This is a genomic window from Caballeronia sp. LjRoot31 (genome assembly GCF_964253885.1).
GTDB lineage: Bacteria > Pseudomonadota > Gammaproteobacteria > Burkholderiales > Burkholderiaceae > Caballeronia.
Genome location: NZ_CAXURX020000001.1, coordinates 2,949,689 through 2,965,181, shown reverse-complemented (window position 1 = coordinate 2,965,181; position 15,493 = coordinate 2,949,689). Strand labels below are relative to the sequence as shown.

Here is a 15,493-nt window from a genome sequence, read left to right as displayed (position 1 = left end):
GCTCGCGCGCAGGCGTTGGCGGCGCTCGTCCCACGTTTCCTGAGACCCGCTGAATCATGACGTCTTATCGCTGGCTGCCAGCATTGGCACTTACTCTCCCATGCGCCGCGTGGGCACAATCCAGCGTCACGCTGTACGGCATTATCGATGCCGCGCTGACCTATCAGACGCACGCGAATTCCGCGGGGAACAGTGTTGTCGGTCTTCAACAAGGCAATGAAGGTTTCATGTCCGGCAGCCGTTTCGGCCTGCGAAGCAGCGAGGATCTGGGCAGCGGGGCCAAAGCGGGCTTCACGCTTGAAAACGGCTTTCTGGCCAACAGCGGCCGTCTCGACCAGCAAGGCCAGTTGTTCGGCCGCCAGGCGTTTGTGACGATAGGCAACCAGTACGGTGACCTGGCGTTGGGGCGTCAATATACGACGGCGAACACGATGTTGTATTACGTCGATCCGCTCGGCGTTGGCGCCGCGCCGTCGAACTCCTGGATGGTGTTTCTCACCGGCCAGCGATACGACAAGTCGGTCAGCTACACCGGCAACTTCGGGCCCGTCATGGCGATTGCGCAATACGCGCTTGGCGGCACGCCCGGCAGCACTCAGTCGATGTCGTCCACCTCGCTCGGCCTGAAATATTCGAGCGGCCCGATTACGTTGATCGGCGATGCGCAAACCACTCACGACAGCGCCAGCCGCGCGGCCCGTATTTATATCGCGGGCGTGAAGGCGTCCGTGGGTCCGGCCAAGCTGTTCGCGAACTACATCTACAGTCGTCGCGATGCCGGTTTCGATTCCTCGAAGAGCGGCACCGATACCGCCTCGATCACCAGCATGACGACGGCTGCCACGCCGTTGAATTCCGCTGCGATCGGCTCGGTTTTCTCCTCGACTCGCCGCGACGATTTCTTTACCGTCGGCGCCAGTTACCTCGCGACGCCCGCATTTACGCTCACCGCCAGCGCGATGCTCGACCGCACGCGTGCGGACGGGTTCAACGGCACTCGCGCGACCACCTATGGCGTAGCCGATTACGCCTTCAGCAAACGCACCGATGTGTACGTCGCCCTCGCGTACGACTGGGTACATGGCGACTGGTCAGGTCTCTTTGGCAATAGCACGACCAGTTATACGGGTGGGAGCGACAAGCCGCTGAACGGCCGCAACAACCAGACCACGGCAATGCTTGGACTGCGGCACGTGTTTTGATTTTTCATTTCTCTTTTCATGTTCGCTTGGCACTGCAGAGCGAAACTTTATTGTTGTTGTTTTTTGCATCAGGGAGCATTCCAGCATGTCATTGCAGACCACGCTTGTTGCGTATGAAGCGCTCGATAGCGCAACCGTCAATGGGCCGAGCATCGTCAAGATGTTTGCGCCATTTTCCGAGTTTAATGTCACCGTTACGGTGACGACCGTCAATGATGAACCGCCGGAAGACATCACTAAAACCGTGGATTTCGTGTCGATCCTGATTCCGGGGACGGATGGCAAATCCATCGGCGGGACTTCCAGGACGTTGGGCGTGATCGGCCGTAACGGCGCTATTGGCGCCAGGCCGGTGCGGATCGGCATGGTGTCGGACGCGGATGGTCCGATCGGTGCGATCGCGACAGCGCTCAAGCTCGCGCAAATGAAACGCGCGGGCGACGACCTTCCCGGCGACGTGATTATCACCACGCATATTGCGACCGATGTATCGATGAGCTTCAACGATGGCGTCGCCTTCATGGGCATGCCGGTGTCGTCGGAGACAATGAATACCTACGAGGTGTCGAGCGCGATGGACGCGATCCTTTCAATCGATGCGTCCAAGGGAAACAGCATCATCAAGCAGCGCGGCTTCGCGCTCACACCGACGGCCATGCAGGGCTACATCCTGCGGATGTCGCCGGATCTGGTCAAGGTCATGGAATCCACGACGGGCAGGGCGGCTGTCACGCTGCCGATCAGCCAGCAGGACATCACGCCTTACGACAACGGGCTTTATCACTTCAACAGCATCATGCAACCGCATATTGCGACTGAAGCGCCGGTTGTCGGGGTTGCGGTGACCGCGCAGTCGGTGGTGGGCGGTAGCGACTCAAGCGCCAATCATGAAACCGATATTGCGGAGGTCGTGCGCTTTTGTGTTGAAGTGGCCAAGCGGTTCACGGTTGCGTCGACGGATAACCCGTGCGAGTTCTACAACGCGGCGGAGTGGTCAACGATTCGTGGGATGTACCCGGATTTGTCGGTGTTTCAGACATCGGGGAACCCGATCGCGCGTTGATTGAAAGGGTCTCGACGTGCCTCGACACATTCGAGGCGCGGCAAAGTTTTCCGCCGTCCACGAAAGAAAATGCCCTCAAGCAATTGCCCAAGGGAATTTTCAACAAGATGGTTCGTCCTGAAATGAGTGGGCGCTCCCTGAGGGCGATTGCACTAAAAGGTTAAATTGTTGTGCGCCATGACCGCCCGAGAGTTGCGCGAGATAGCGATCGTCAGAGCATACTTTCAGACATCGATTCTTCGGTCATACTTTGTATGTTGTATGGCGTTTCAGCAGGTCGATAACGATGCGCCGGAGGAAAAGCGTTCTGTGCGGCGTTGGCTACGCGTATGATCACCGCGTGCACAAGCACATACCTGCCGCTCCGTGCGTCGATCATCGCGGTCAGTTGTTTTTCGCGCCGTTTGACGAGTAGCAGTGCCAAGCTTCATGTGCGAGTAGCCGCAAATACGTTCGTGCGGGAGCACTTCGGATTTTCTTAGCATAATCCAGCGGCCGCCACACCTGCGGCTCATAGCTGTCCACCGTTTGTGGTTGCATCTTTCGTTCGAGCGAGTTGCAGAAGGGATCGATGATCCGTGCCACGCACCACGAAGCTAATCCAAGCATTACGATGCGCGATACTTCATACACATGCGCTAAACTTGCTGCCTCGATAAGATTCGCTCCGTGACAAGAAATAAAATGAAGATTTGCTTTGCTGTCTCGTCCATCGAATTTGATGTGGGGACACCATTGGTTCAACCTTTAGGGGGAACCGAATCATGCGTTTGCTACTTGGCGCAGGCGCTTGCAATGCGTGGACACTCTGTCCATCTGCTTAGCCACAACAAGAATCCAGGCGTGCGTGCAGGGTGTGTTTGCTTGAATATATTGGATCATCTAAGCAGCGCATTTTTCGCGGCGCAACAGTTCGATGCGGTCATCCTGGTCAACTTACTCGAGCACGTCCCGATCCTTCGCACGAGTATCCTGCCGCCCGAGACCGCGATGTTGTTGTGGTGCCATCATGACTCGGATCAGGCGACTGTGTCTGCTCTAGCCGACGCTGCTGTACGACAGCAGCTTAACGCGACGGTCTTCGTCTCAAACTATCAACGCCAACGCGCCCAGCAAACCTTCGGCATGGTCGGTCGTGAGTCGACGGTAATTCACAATGGCTTGACGCCGGCATTCTCAAATCTGTTCGAGTCGCCCGCGTCGTTACTCGCTGCGAAACGCGACAACGATATAGCCGTTTACACCAGTACGCCATTCAGAGGACTCGATATCCTATTTGAAATCATGTCGAATGCGCCTCCGGGTGTTCGCCTGAGGTCTTTCGCCGGAATGTCGGTCTATCAGGCAAGCGATGCGCCGTACGCGCCGTTGTTCGCGCGCGGCGCACAACTTGATAACGTCGACCTTGTTGGTCCGGTTTCCCAGCCGCGTCTTGCGCAGGAAATGAAAAACTCTTCTCTTTTCATCTATCCAAACTCTTTCGCCGAGACCTTTTGCATTGCGGCTATTGAAGGTCTTGCTTGCGGACTGGATTTGATCGTAACGGATCGGGGCGCGCTTCCTGAAGTTTGCGGTGACTTTGCAACTTATGTTCCGGCGGAAGTGATGGACAAGGATTTGCCTTTGGCAATTCAGTTGTTCCGCGAAGCGCTGGCCGTGCAGACCGCAAGAAAGCGCGCGGATGTCGATCAATGGGCCGAAGCGAAGTTCAAGCAGGCGATGTCCGTGAGCGCACAGTACTCATGGGAAGGGCGAGCGATCGAATGGGAAACGCTGCTGCGCGGCTTCTCTGGCCAGCATCGTCCGCGACTTGCGTAACGTCGCAAACGGCTGATTCCGAGGAGCGACCGCCGCAATCCTTTTCCGTCCAGGCTCAACGCGCTACGTTTTCTAACGGTCTTGTGCCTGCGTCGCGGGACGGTCGATCTGGGTAGCGGACGCGCGTCAAAGTTTGGCAGGAATTGGATAGCATCCCCGCGAAGTTGATCACACAAAGAAAAAGGCCCTCAAGCAAATGCCTGAGGGCCTTTTTCAACGCGACGCAAACTCAACCGCGAAATCCTGGTGGGTGGTACAGGGATTGAACCTGTGACCCCTGCCGTGTGAAGGCAGTGCTCTACCGCTGAGCTAACCACCCGAAGAGCTTTGGATTATGTCAGAGCTTGCTCGTCTCGTAAAGCGAATCTTTGAGCACTTCAATGATCGTTGCCGGAATCAGGAACCCGCCGCTACTTCAACCGCAATCACCGTCTCGATCCGCCACACGCTCGTCCCCTTGACCGCTTTGTCGAGATCATCGAGGACAGCGAGATGCGCGCTCAGTTCTTCCTCCGATGCCACCAGCACCGGCAACTGCAGATCATCGAGCGCAATACGTGGCGCGTGGCCTTCGCCCGTTGACGGCATCTCGCCGAGCATATCGATCACCAGGCTTTCCTGGCCGCGCGTCATCGCCAGATAAACTTCTGCCAGCAATTCCGAGTCGAGCAACGCGCCATGCAACGTCCGATGCGCGTTGCTGATGCCAAACCGGTCGCACAACGCATCAAGTGAATTGCGCTTGCCGGGGAACATCTGCTTCGCCTGCACCAGCGTATCGATCACGCCGCCGCACACTTCCTTCACGCCAGGCATGCCGACCAGGCCGAACTCCACGTCCATGAAACCGACGTCGAACGGCGCGTTGTGAATGATCAGCTCAGCACCCGCCACGAAGTCGCGCAACTCGGCGGCGATATCGGCGAACTTGGGTTTATCGCTGAGAAATTCCGTCGTCAGGCCGTGCACCGCGAGCGCGCCCGGATCGCTGTCGCGTCCTGGATTCACGTAGAAGTGGAGGTTATTGCCGGTGAGCCGTCGATTCACAAGCTCGACGCAGCCGATTTCAATAATACGGTCGCCCGTGCGGGCGTTGAGGCCGGTGGTTTCGGTATCGAGTACGAGTTGGCGCATAGAGATAAGAATTAACCTTCGGCGAGTGAAGTGACGCCGCGATTCGCGAGCGCGTCGGCGCGTTCGTTTTCCGGATGACCTGAATGGCCTTTCACCCAGCGCCATTCAATCTGGTGTTGAACCACCAGCGCATCCAGCCGCTTCCAGAGATCCGCGTTCTTGACGGGCGTTTTCGCCGCAGTCATCCAGTTCTTCTTTTTCCAGCCGTGGATCCATTCGCTGATGCCCTTCTGGACATATTGCGAGTCAGTATGAATGACCACGCGACACGGCCGCTTGAGCGCTTCGAGCGCCGAAATGACGCCCATCAGTTCCATGCGGTTGTTGGTCGTCGGCGTTTCGCCGCCGAACAGTTCCTTTTCCTGATCGCCGAAACGCAGCAGCGCACCCCAGCCGCCAGGGCCAGGATTGCCTTTGCAGGCGCCGTCGGTATAAATGTCGATTACTTTGTCTGTGGTGTCTAAGGTCATCAATGCTCGTTGCGTGTATGCGGCGTGGCGACCGGCGCGAGGCCCGGTGCGAGGGCAGGTTTTTTCAGCTTGCGCGGCCCGATCAGGCGCATGCCGCGCACGCGCTTGATGGCCGTGATCATGTAGGCGGCGCCGAAAATGGGCCACCAGCGGTCGCCGGCGGCTTCCATGAACTGATAGCGCGCCAGCCACTGTTCGGTCAGGAGAGGCGGACGATAGCAGCCGAAGCGTCCGCGTTCAAGGTCGAATCCGAGCAGCTTGATCCAGTCCTTGATCCGCGTGAACGCGATCATTTCGTGTGCGGACGGGACAAACGGCTTGCCGGCAACCTTGCCGAGCGATTGCCGCGCACCCCACAGGCTCAGGGAATTAAAGCCCAGGATGATCAACTGCCCTTCAGGCATCAGCACACGCTCGGCTTCTCTGAGCAACCGATGCGGGTCGCTCGTGAATTCCAGCGTATGGGGCATGACCAGCAGATCGACGCTCTGCGCTTCGAATGGCAAATCGAGCAGGTCGCACCACACGGCGCTGCGTCCTTCCGGCGCGTGCAGGCCGCGGCTCGCCGACGGCAGCGACGTCACGCCCGGTCGCGCGTCGGCCGAAACCGGCGGGGGCAACGTGAAAGGCGCGCTGGCGGCGCTGGCGGTATCGAGTACGAGGCCTCGATACGGCATGCGATTCTCGCGCAACGCGTCGAGCCCGGGTAGGCCGAGTTGCAGCGCGTGATAGCCGAAAATATCCGACACCACGCGGTCGAGCTGTGCCTGCTCCCACTCAAGCACATAGCGGCCGGGCGCGGATAGTGTCCAGGCGGGCCAGTCTATAATTGTTCGCTCTGACATGTTCGGGTGAGTCGCCTTATGAAAACGCTTGAGTACGTGCCGGTTCCGGCGTTCGAAGACAACTACATCTGGCTGGTGTCGGATGGTCACAATGCCGTCGTGGTCGATCCTGGCGACGCCGCGCCCGTCGAAGCCTATTTGACGAAACGCGGTTGGCGGCTAACCGCTATTTTACTCACGCACCACCATCACGACCACGTCGGCGGCGTCGCAAAACTGCTCGTTAGCCAATCGACCGGAAATTCGGCCGATGGAGAAATCCCGGTGATCGGCCCGGCTGGCGAGGCTATCGAGCATCTGACGCGGCGCGTGAAGCAGGGCGATCACGTCAGTATCGCGAGTCCGGCGCTGGAATGCTCGGTTATCGACGTACCCGGACATACTGCCGGACACATCGCGTACTTCCAGCCGGGCGACCCGCAAGGCACGCCGCATCTCTTTTGCGGCGACACCTTGTTCGCAAGCGGTTGCGGCCGTCTGTTCGAAGGCACGCCGCAACAAATGCTGAATTCACTCGACGCGCTCGCCGCGCTCCCCGACGCCACGCTGGTTCACTGCGCCCACGAATATACGCTCTCGAATATCCGTTTCGCCCGCGCGGCCGAGCCGGGCAACGCGGCGCTCGTGCAATGGCAGAAGGAAGCGCAGAGCCTGCGCGAGCGCAACCAGCCGACCATTCCGACCACACTCCTGCACGAACGAAACGTGAATCCGTTCCTGCGTGCCGGAGAAAAAAGCATACAAGCGACGCTTGCCGCCCAGTTCGAGCGCCCGGTGCGGGACCGGCTCGACGCCTTCACATTGATGCGCGGCTGGAAAGACAAATTTCGCTAACCCGTGCCGGCCTGCGGTTATCTTCATCTGAAACGTTGAAAACCATTGCAGGCCCCGGATTTTGCAGTGTTTTTTGCATTTATATTGACGTGATGAGTGCGGTTCCGTACTATCGGGTCCAAATTTCCAAGCACATTTTTTGGAATCCGAGACGTTCATGCGATTGATTTTAAGCGCGCTACTCGTCCTGACATTGGCTGCTTGTGCCAGCCAGGGACCGACAGCGACCAACTCCCTTTCTTCACTTCCTTCCGCCCAGAATCAGCAAGCCGTAGCAGACACCATCCGCAAGACTGCCGCCGCCAAGGAAACGATCAACGTTGACAAGACGTCGCTCGATTCACTTAGCGGACCCGACGGCGATTTGTGGGGCCGTATCCGCCGTGGTTTCCAGATTCCCGATTTGCAAAGCGACCTGGTCGACATGCAGGTCAACTGGTACGCGCAACGACCGGATTACGTCGAACGCATGACGGGCCGCTCGCAAAAATACCTGTATCACATCGTCGAGGAACTCGAGCAGCGGCACATGCCGACCGAACTCGCGTTGCTGCCGTTTATCGAATCGGCTTATAACCCGCAGGCGTTATCGGTCGCGAAGGCTGCGGGCATGTGGCAGTTCGTGCCCGGCACAGGCCGCGATTACAACCTGAAGCAGAACATGTTTCAGGATGAGCGGCGCGACGTGCTGGCGTCGACCAGCGCGGCGCTCGACTATCTTTCTCGCCTCCACGACATGTTCGGCGACTGGGATCTGGCGCTCGCCGCGTACAACTGGGGCGAGGGCAATGTGCAGAAGGCCATCGCTAAAAACGAGGCGATGGGCTTGCCGACGGACTATCAAAGCCTGCGGATGCCGAACGAGACACGCAACTACGTGCCGAAGCTGCAGGCGGTGAAGAACATTGTCACTAATCCGCAAATGTATGGGCTGACGCTTCCGGACATTCCAAATCACCCCTATTTCGTGACGGTTACCACGTCGCGCGACATGGACGTGACGATGGCCGCCAAGTTAGCCGGCATGACCGTGGAGGAGTTTCGCTCGCTGAATCCATCGTTTGCGAAACCGGTGATTCTTGGCGCAACGAGTCCGCAGATTTTGCTGCCCTTCGATAACGCCAGCGCCTTCCAGAAGAACCTGAAGTCGTATTCGGGGCAGTTGTCGTCGTGGACGACTTATACGGTGAGTGAACGGGCAACACCCGCGGTCATCGCGCAGAAAATTGGCGTGGACGCGGACACGCTGATGTCGGTGAACCGCATTCCGGCGGGCATGCGGCTGAAGGCGGGCTCGACCATCGTGGTGCCGCGCAGCGATGACGACGACGAAGACATCAGCGCCGACGTCGCCGAAAGCGCCATGCTGGCCGTTGAACCGGACGTTCCCGATACCCGCAAGATGCTGATCCGCGTTCGCCGCGCACAATCCATGTCGACTTTTGCGGATCGCTACAACGTGTCGATCTCGCAGGTTAAAAGCTGGAACCGTACTCGCCGCGATTCCGTCATGCCCGGCCAGTTGATCGTGCTGCACGTGCCGGTTGGGCGTGCTGTCCCGGCTGAACCCGGTCCGGTGCGCGTGGAAACGGTGGCTGCGTCAAGCCGGAACAGGGGCGGTGTGACACGGATCGGCACGCACGTGCCGGAATCGAAGAGCACGGCGCGTGGCGGCAAAACCAGCGGTCCCGTCAGGGCGACGCGCGTGACTGAACAATTCGGCGCACCGTCCAAAGCAGTCAAATCGGCGGCGGTAAGGCCTGCGGCAGTATCCAAAACCACGAAATCAACCAAGTCGACAGATAAAAAGAAGAAACAATAAACCTGTCTGCGCGGTCAAGAATCCACGCCGTCACCAAGGTGACGGCGTTTTCAATTGAGCGTGCGCGTTAAACTGCCGCTTCATATAAAAACCCCTGCTCTGTGCACATGACGTCTTCCGCTGGGCTTCGCGTCTTTTTTCTGTTTTCCGCCGGATATTTCGTCTCGTACGTGTTCCGCGGGGTGAATCTCGGCTTCGCGCCCTACATCACGCACGACCTGGGTTTGTCGGGGGCGGATCTTGGCTTGCTCACGTCGCTGTATTTTCTTGGTTTTGCAGCGGCGCAAATTCCCGTGGGCATGTTGCTCGATCGCTTCGGCCCGCGCCGCGTCACCGCGGGCATGCTGTTGTTCGCGGCACTTGGCATCGGCGTGTTCGGTGCGGCGCACGGCATCGGCGCCATGATGCTGGGGCGGCTGCTGATTGGTGTGGGCGTGTCCGTCTGCATGAGCGCAGCGTTCAAGGCGCTCGCGCAAATCCTGCCCGTGGCACAACTTCCGATGGTCAACGGCCTTGTGATGGCGGTGGGCGGCCTCGGCGGCGTGGTGGTCGGTTCGCCGCTCGCCCTCCTGCTCGGCGTGACCGACTGGCGCAACGTCTGCTACGGTCTGGTGGTCATGACCCTCGCGGTCGCGGCAGCAATCTTCCTGTTCGCGCCGGAACATCGCGACGGCGTGCATCGCAAAGCCGACATGCTCACGCAGTTCAAGGGCACGTGGCACATTCTTGGCAGCGGCGCGTTCTGGAAGATCGCGTCGTTTTCGGTCGTCACGCAAGGTGTTTTCTACGCCATGCAGTCGCTATGGATAAGGCCTTATCTCCTCGATGTCATGGGCCTGAGCGCTCAATACGCAGCAGTGCTGGTATCGGTGCTTGGCATTGCGATGATGATCGGCTGCGTGGGTTTCGGCGTGGCGGCGCGCAGTTTGCAAAAGCGCGGAGTCACCGTGTACGCCTTCTGCGGCTTCGGCATGGCGTTGTTCGTGCTCGTCCAGGTGTTGATGCTCGTGCGTGCACCCATTGCGCCGGCCTTGCTGATCGCGTGTTATGGCGTGTTCGGCGGAACCGGCATCCTGAGTTACGCGGTGATGGCCGAGTATTTCCCGACGCACATGATCGGCCGCGCGCACAGCACGCTTACGCTTGTCCTGTTTATCCTGATCTTCGGCTTGCAGGTGGGCATAGGCGCGATGCTGTCGCGCTGGCCGGCTCAAAGCGGCCATTACCCAGCCGCGGCACATTTGAGCGTGTGGGGCGTGCTGATCGCTCTGCAGATCGCCAGCGCCATCTGGTATGTCCTGCCGAGCAGCGTTCTCGAAAAGCGCGGCGGCGTGCCGTCATGATCGCCGCATGCCCGCTGGATAAGGCCCCCAGCGCCTGACCTGGAACGCGTCTTGCATATGATGCGTCTCAAATTTGGAGGGAAGGGCGTTTTCGGGCTATAATTCGAAGGTTTGAGCAAATCAACCTACACCCTAGCGCCTACCTCCCACTCACCGTTCATCCGCCGCGCCTTGCAACACGCGCGCATCCCGCCAAACGCCTGATTCGCGCCTCCCGTCATTGGAGCCCGATCAGGGAAACCGGTGGGTCTTGCGCCCGACGCAATCGAACGCGATGCGGGTCTGCGCGCGCCACTTCACGGCCGCGCGCGACCCCACGGTCGGATGACAGGTCGGCAAACAGGGTGTTCCAAAGGAGCTTCCCGTGTTGCCGTCATTCTCTCCCGCAATCCTCGCACTCGCCGACGGCACGGTTTTTCGTGGTCATTCGATCGGCGCGTCCGGTCACACGATCGGCGAAGTGGTGTTCAACACCGCGATCACCGGTTATCAGGAAATCCTGACGGACCCGAGCTACGCCCAGCAAATCGTCACCCTGACGTATCCGCACATCGGCAATGTCGGTGTGAACGCTGAAGACGTCGAATCCACCAAAGTCCATGCCGCCGGCCTGATCATTCGAGATCTGCCGGTGCTCGCCTCGAATTTCCGCTCCGAACAATCCCTCGCCGACTATCTGAAAGCGGAAAACGTCGTCGCTATTTCGAACATCGATACTCGCAAACTCACGCGTATCCTGCGTGACAAGGGCGCGCAGAACGGCTGCATTCTCGCTGGAGACGACGAAGCCAAGGCTCTGGAACTCGCGCGTTCGTTCCCGGGTTTGTCGGGGATGGATCTCGCGAAGGTCGTTTCTACCAAAGAAAAGTACGAATGGACGCAGTCCGAATGGCGTCTGGAAAGCGGCTACGGCGAGCAGAAGGCGCCGCAGTACCGCGTGGTCGCGTTCGATTACGGCGTGAAGTACAACATCCTGCGCATGCTGGCCGAGCGCGGTTGCCACGTCACCGTGCTGCCGGCTGAGTCCACCGCCGCCGACGCCCTCGCGCTGAACCCCGACGGTATCTTCCTCTCGAACGGCCCTGGCGACCCGGAACCGTGCGACTACGCAATCCGCGCGACGCGCGAATTCATCGAACGCGGCATTCCTACGTTTGGTATTTGCCTCGGTCACCAGATCATGGGCCTGGCCGTAGGAGCCAAGACCATGAAGATGAAAACGGGCCATCACGGCGCGAATCATCCGGTGAAGGATCTTGAGAACGGCCGCGTGGTGATCACGTCGCAGAATCACGGTTTCGCCGTCGATGCCGCCACGCTGCCGGCCAACGCAAAGGTCACGCATACGTCGCTGTTCGACGGCACGCTGCAAGGCTTCGCGCTTACCGATAAACCCGCGTTCTGCTTCCAGGGTCATCCGGAAGCGTCGCCGGGACCGAACGATATTGCGTACTTGTTCGATCGCTTTGTCGGGCTGATGGCAGCGCAAAAAGTCGCAGCGTAAATAGACACGCAGTAAATAGACACGCAAAGACAGAACACAGCACCACAATCATTGAGAGCAGTTATGCCGAAGCGGACAGACATCAAGAGCATCCTCATCATCGGCGCGGGACCGATCATCATCGGTCAGGCGTGCGAGTTCGATTATTCGGGCGCGCAGGCGTGCAAGGCGCTGCGCGAGGAAGGCTACAAGGTCATTCTCGTCAACAGCAATCCCGCGACGATCATGACCGACCCGAACACGGCCGACGTCACGTACATCGAGCCGATCACGTGGGAAGTCGTTGAGCGGATCATCGATAAAGAACGCCCCGATGCGATCCTCCCGACCATGGGCGGACAAACCGCGCTGAATTGCGCGCTGGATTTGTTCCATCACGGCGTGCTGGAAAAGTACAAGGTCGAGTTGATCGGCGCGTCGCCGGAAGCTATCGATAAAGCCGAGGACCGCCAGAAGTTCAAGGAAGCGATGACGAAGATTGGCCTCGGGTCGGCCAAGTCGGGCATCGCGCATTCCATGGAAGAAGCGCTGCAAGTGCAGGCGGAAATTGCCGCGCTGACGGGCAGCGGCGGTTATCCGACCGTGATTCGTCCGTCGTTCACGCTGGGCGGATCGGGCGGCGGGATTGCGTACAACAAGGAAGAATTCGAAGAAATTTGCCGTCGCGGACTGGATTTATCGCCAACGCGTGAGTTGCTGATCGAAGAGTCGCTGCTGGGCTGGAAAGAGTTCGAGATGGAAGTGGTCCGCGATACCAAGGACAACTGCATTATCGTGTGCTCGATCGAAAACCTGGACCCGATGGGCGTGCATACCGGCGACTCCATCACGGTCGCGCCGGCCCAGACGCTGACCGACAAGGAATACCAGATCCTGCGTAACGCATCGCTCGCCGTGCTGCGCGAGATTGGCGTGGATACGGGCGGCTCGAACGTGCAGTTCGCGATCAACCCGAAAGACGGTCGCATGGTCGTCATCGAGATGAATCCGCGTGTGTCGCGGTCGTCGGCGCTGGCATCGAAGGCGACGGGTTTCCCGATTGCCAAGGTCGCGGCGAAGCTGGCCGTGGGCTACACGCTCGATGAGCTGAAGAACGAGATCACGGGCGGTCAGACGCCGGCGTCGTTCGAACCGACCATCGACTATGTGGTCACGAAGATTCCGCGTTTTGCGTTCGAAAAGTTCCGCGAAGCCGATGCGCGCCTGACAACGCAGATGAAGTCGGTTGGCGAAGTGATGGCGATTGGCCGCACGTTCCAGGAATCGTTCCAGAAGGCGCTGCGCGGACTGGAAGTAGGAGTGGATGGACTCGATGAAAAGACCACCAGCCGTGACGAAGTGATTCGCGAAATTGGCGAGCCGGGTCCGGACCGAATCTGGTTCCTGGGCGACGCGTTCCGTCTTGGCCTGAGCGCCGAAGAAATCTTTGAAGAAACGGCTATCGACCCGTGGTTCCTCGCGCAGATCGAACAGATCGTCTCGAAGGAAAAGGCGCTGAGCGGCCGCACGATCGAGAGCCTGACCAAAGACGAAATGCTGTACCTGAAACAGAGCGGTTTCTCGGATCGTCGCCTCGCCAAGTTGCTCGGCTCGGATCAAACGGCTGTGCGCAAACATCGGCACGCATTGAAGGTGCGTCCGGTCTACAAGCGCGTGGACACGTGCGCGGCCGAATTCGCGACGAAAACCGCCTACATGTACTCGACCTACGAGGAAGAGTGCGAAGCGAATCCGACCGATAAAAAGAAGATCATGGTGCTGGGCGGTGGCCCGAACCGGATCGGGCAGGGCATCGAGTTCGACTATTGCTGCGTGCACGCAGCGTTGGCGATGCGCGAAGACGGCTATGAAACCATCATGGTCAACTGCAATCCCGAGACCGTTTCCACCGACTACGACACGTCCGACCGTCTGTACTTCGAATCGCTGACGCTGGAAGACGTGCTTGAAATTGTCGATCTGGAAAAGCCGGTTGGCGTGATCGTGCAGTACGGCGGTCAGACGCCGTTGAAGCTTGCGCTGGACCTGGAAGCGAACGGCGTGCCTATCATCGGAACGTCGCCGGACATGATCGATGCCGCTGAAGACCGCGAGCGTTTCCAGAAGCTGCTGCAAGACCTGAACCTGCGTCAACCGCCGAATCGCACGGCACGTGCCGAAGACGAAGCGCTGCGCCTGGCCGAAGAAATCGGGTATCCGCTGGTCGTGCGTCCGTCGTACGTGCTCGGCGGCCGCGCAATGGAAATCGTCCACGAGCCGCGCGACCTCGAACGCTACATGCGCGAAGCCGTGAAGGTGTCGCACGATTCGCCGGTGCTGCTCGACCGCTTCCTGAACGATGCAATCGAATGCGACGTGGACTGCATTTCAGACGGCGAAGCGGTGTTTATCGGCGGCGTGATGGAGCACATCGAACAGGCGGGCGTCCATTCCGGCGACTCCGCGTGTTCATTGCCGCCGTACTCGCTGTCGCAGGAAACCATCGACGAACTCAAGCGCCAGACCGGCGCGATGGCGCGCGCGCTGAACGTGATCGGCCTGATGAACGTGCAGTTCGCGATCCAGCAAGCGGTGCAGGAAGACGGCTCGAAGCAGGACGTGATCTATGTGCTCGAAGTGAATCCGCGTGCTTCGCGGACGGTGCCGTATGTATCGAAGGCGACCGGTTTGCCTTTGGCGAAGATTGCTGCCCGCGCGATGGTCGGTCAGAAGCTCGTCGATCAGGGCGTCACGAAGGAAGTGATTCCGCCGTATTTCAGCGTCAAGGAAGCGGTGTTTCCGTTCGTGAAATTCCCGGCTGTCGATCCCGTGCTTGGACCGGAAATGCGCTCGACGGGCGAAGTCATGGGCGTAGGCCGCACGTTCGGCGAAGCGCTGTTCAAGTCGCAACTTGCGGCCGGCTCGCGCTTGCCGGAAAGCGGCACAGTTCTCCTGACCGTGATGGACGCGGACAAGCAGAAGGCCGTGGAGGTCGCGACCATGCTGCATGAGCTTGGCTACCCGATCGTGGCGACCAAGGGCACGGCATCGGCCATCCAGGCTGCGGGCGTGCCGGTGAAGGTGGTCAACAAGGTGAAGGACGGCCGGCCGCACATCGTGGACATGATCAAGAACGGCGAAATTGCGCTGGTCTTCACCACCGTCGACGAAACCCGTGCCGCCATTGCGGATTCCCGCTCGATCCGGATGAGCGCACAAGCCAACAAGGTCACGTATTACACGACCATGTCGGGCGCCCGCGCGGCCGTCGAAGGACTGCGATATCTGAAGGACCTGGAAGTCTATGATTTACAAGGACTCCATGCTCGCCTAAACTAAGGCTTCTGATTCGAGTCTCAGCAGTATCAGCAGTCTCCAAGTGAAGTCTAAGTTTCAAGGGCCGCGGTTAAGCGGCGTCTCCCTTTTTTACCGGGAGATGCACTTAACCGCGGTAATTTTTTTACGTCTGCATTTTTGCG

General features: G+C 59.2%; 11 protein-coding genes and 1 tRNA gene. 8 read left to right on the top strand and 4 right to left on the bottom strand.

All coding sequences use genetic code 11. The features are described from left to right. Positions 1-56: 56 nt before the first annotated feature. From ACSQ8V_RS13175 to ACSQ8V_RS13165, 3 genes are all read left to right on the top strand, one after another. Positions 57-1,202, top strand: coding sequence for a porin (locus tag ACSQ8V_RS13175; RefSeq protein WP_436205970.1), 1,146 nt, complete (start codon positions 57-59; stop codon positions 1,200-1,202). 85 nt (positions 1,203-1,287) lie between these two features. Then, positions 1,288-2,265 (top strand): DUF1177 domain-containing protein, encoded by a 978-nt coding sequence (locus tag ACSQ8V_RS13170; protein WP_436205969.1) that lies wholly within the window; start codon positions 1,288-1,290, stop codon positions 2,263-2,265. Between the two features lie 684 nt (positions 2,266-2,949). Further along, positions 2,950-4,083 (top strand): glycosyltransferase family 4 protein, encoded by a 1,134-nt coding sequence (locus ACSQ8V_RS13165; RefSeq protein WP_436205968.1) that lies wholly within the window; start codon positions 2,950-2,952, stop codon positions 4,081-4,083. Positions 4,084-4,327: 244 nt separating this feature from the next. On the opposite strand, the gene ACSQ8V_RS13160 is transcribed toward ACSQ8V_RS13165, so the two are convergent. From ACSQ8V_RS13160 to ACSQ8V_RS13145, 4 genes are all read right to left on the bottom strand, one after another. Continuing rightward, positions 4,328-4,402, bottom strand: a tRNA-Val gene (locus ACSQ8V_RS13160). Positions 4,403-4,479: 77 nt separating this feature from the next. Then, positions 4,480-5,217 (bottom strand): DNA polymerase III subunit epsilon, encoded by a 738-nt coding sequence (dnaQ, locus tag ACSQ8V_RS13155; protein WP_436205967.1) that lies wholly within the window; start codon positions 5,215-5,217, stop codon positions 4,480-4,482. Between the two features lie 11 nt (positions 5,218-5,228). Further along, on the bottom strand, positions 5,229-5,687 hold the full coding sequence (gene rnhA, locus ACSQ8V_RS13150) for a ribonuclease HI (protein ID WP_089159174.1): 459 nt from the start codon (positions 5,685-5,687) through the stop codon (positions 5,229-5,231). Then, positions 5,687-6,532: a class I SAM-dependent methyltransferase gene (locus tag ACSQ8V_RS13145; protein WP_436205966.1), complete on the bottom strand. Its 846-nt coding sequence runs from the start codon at positions 6,530-6,532 to the stop codon at positions 5,687-5,689. Before ACSQ8V_RS13145 ends, rnhA begins: the two co-directional genes overlap by 1 nt. 18 nt (positions 6,533-6,550) lie before the next feature. Here ACSQ8V_RS13145 and gloB point away from each other — a divergent pair, with 18 nt between their 5' ends. The 5 genes from gloB to carB all read left to right on the top strand — a co-directional run bounded on the left by gloB (position 6,551) and on the right by carB (position 15,353). After that, complete coding sequence (gloB, locus tag ACSQ8V_RS13140) at positions 6,551-7,366, top strand: hydroxyacylglutathione hydrolase (RefSeq protein WP_436205965.1); 816 nt, start codon at positions 6,551-6,553, stop codon at positions 7,364-7,366. A 157-nt stretch (positions 7,367-7,523) separates the two neighbouring features. After that, on the top strand, positions 7,524-9,188 hold the full coding sequence (locus ACSQ8V_RS13135) for a transglycosylase SLT domain-containing protein (protein ID WP_436205964.1): 1,665 nt from the start codon (positions 7,524-7,526) through the stop codon (positions 9,186-9,188). 107 nt (positions 9,189-9,295) lie between these two features. Further along, complete coding sequence (locus tag ACSQ8V_RS13130; protein WP_436205963.1) at positions 9,296-10,531, top strand: MFS transporter; 1,236 nt, start codon at positions 9,296-9,298, stop codon at positions 10,529-10,531. A gap of 364 nt (positions 10,532-10,895) precedes the next feature. Next, entirely contained in the window at positions 10,896-12,035 is a 1,140-nt protein-coding gene (gene carA / locus ACSQ8V_RS13125; protein WP_436205962.1) for a glutamine-hydrolyzing carbamoyl-phosphate synthase small subunit, read from the top strand. 63 nt (positions 12,036-12,098) lie between these two features. Then, on the top strand, positions 12,099-15,353 hold the full coding sequence (carB, locus tag ACSQ8V_RS13120; RefSeq protein WP_213767750.1) for a carbamoyl-phosphate synthase large subunit: 3,255 nt from the start codon (positions 12,099-12,101) through the stop codon (positions 15,351-15,353). The last annotated feature ends 140 nt before the right edge of the window (positions 15,354-15,493 follow it).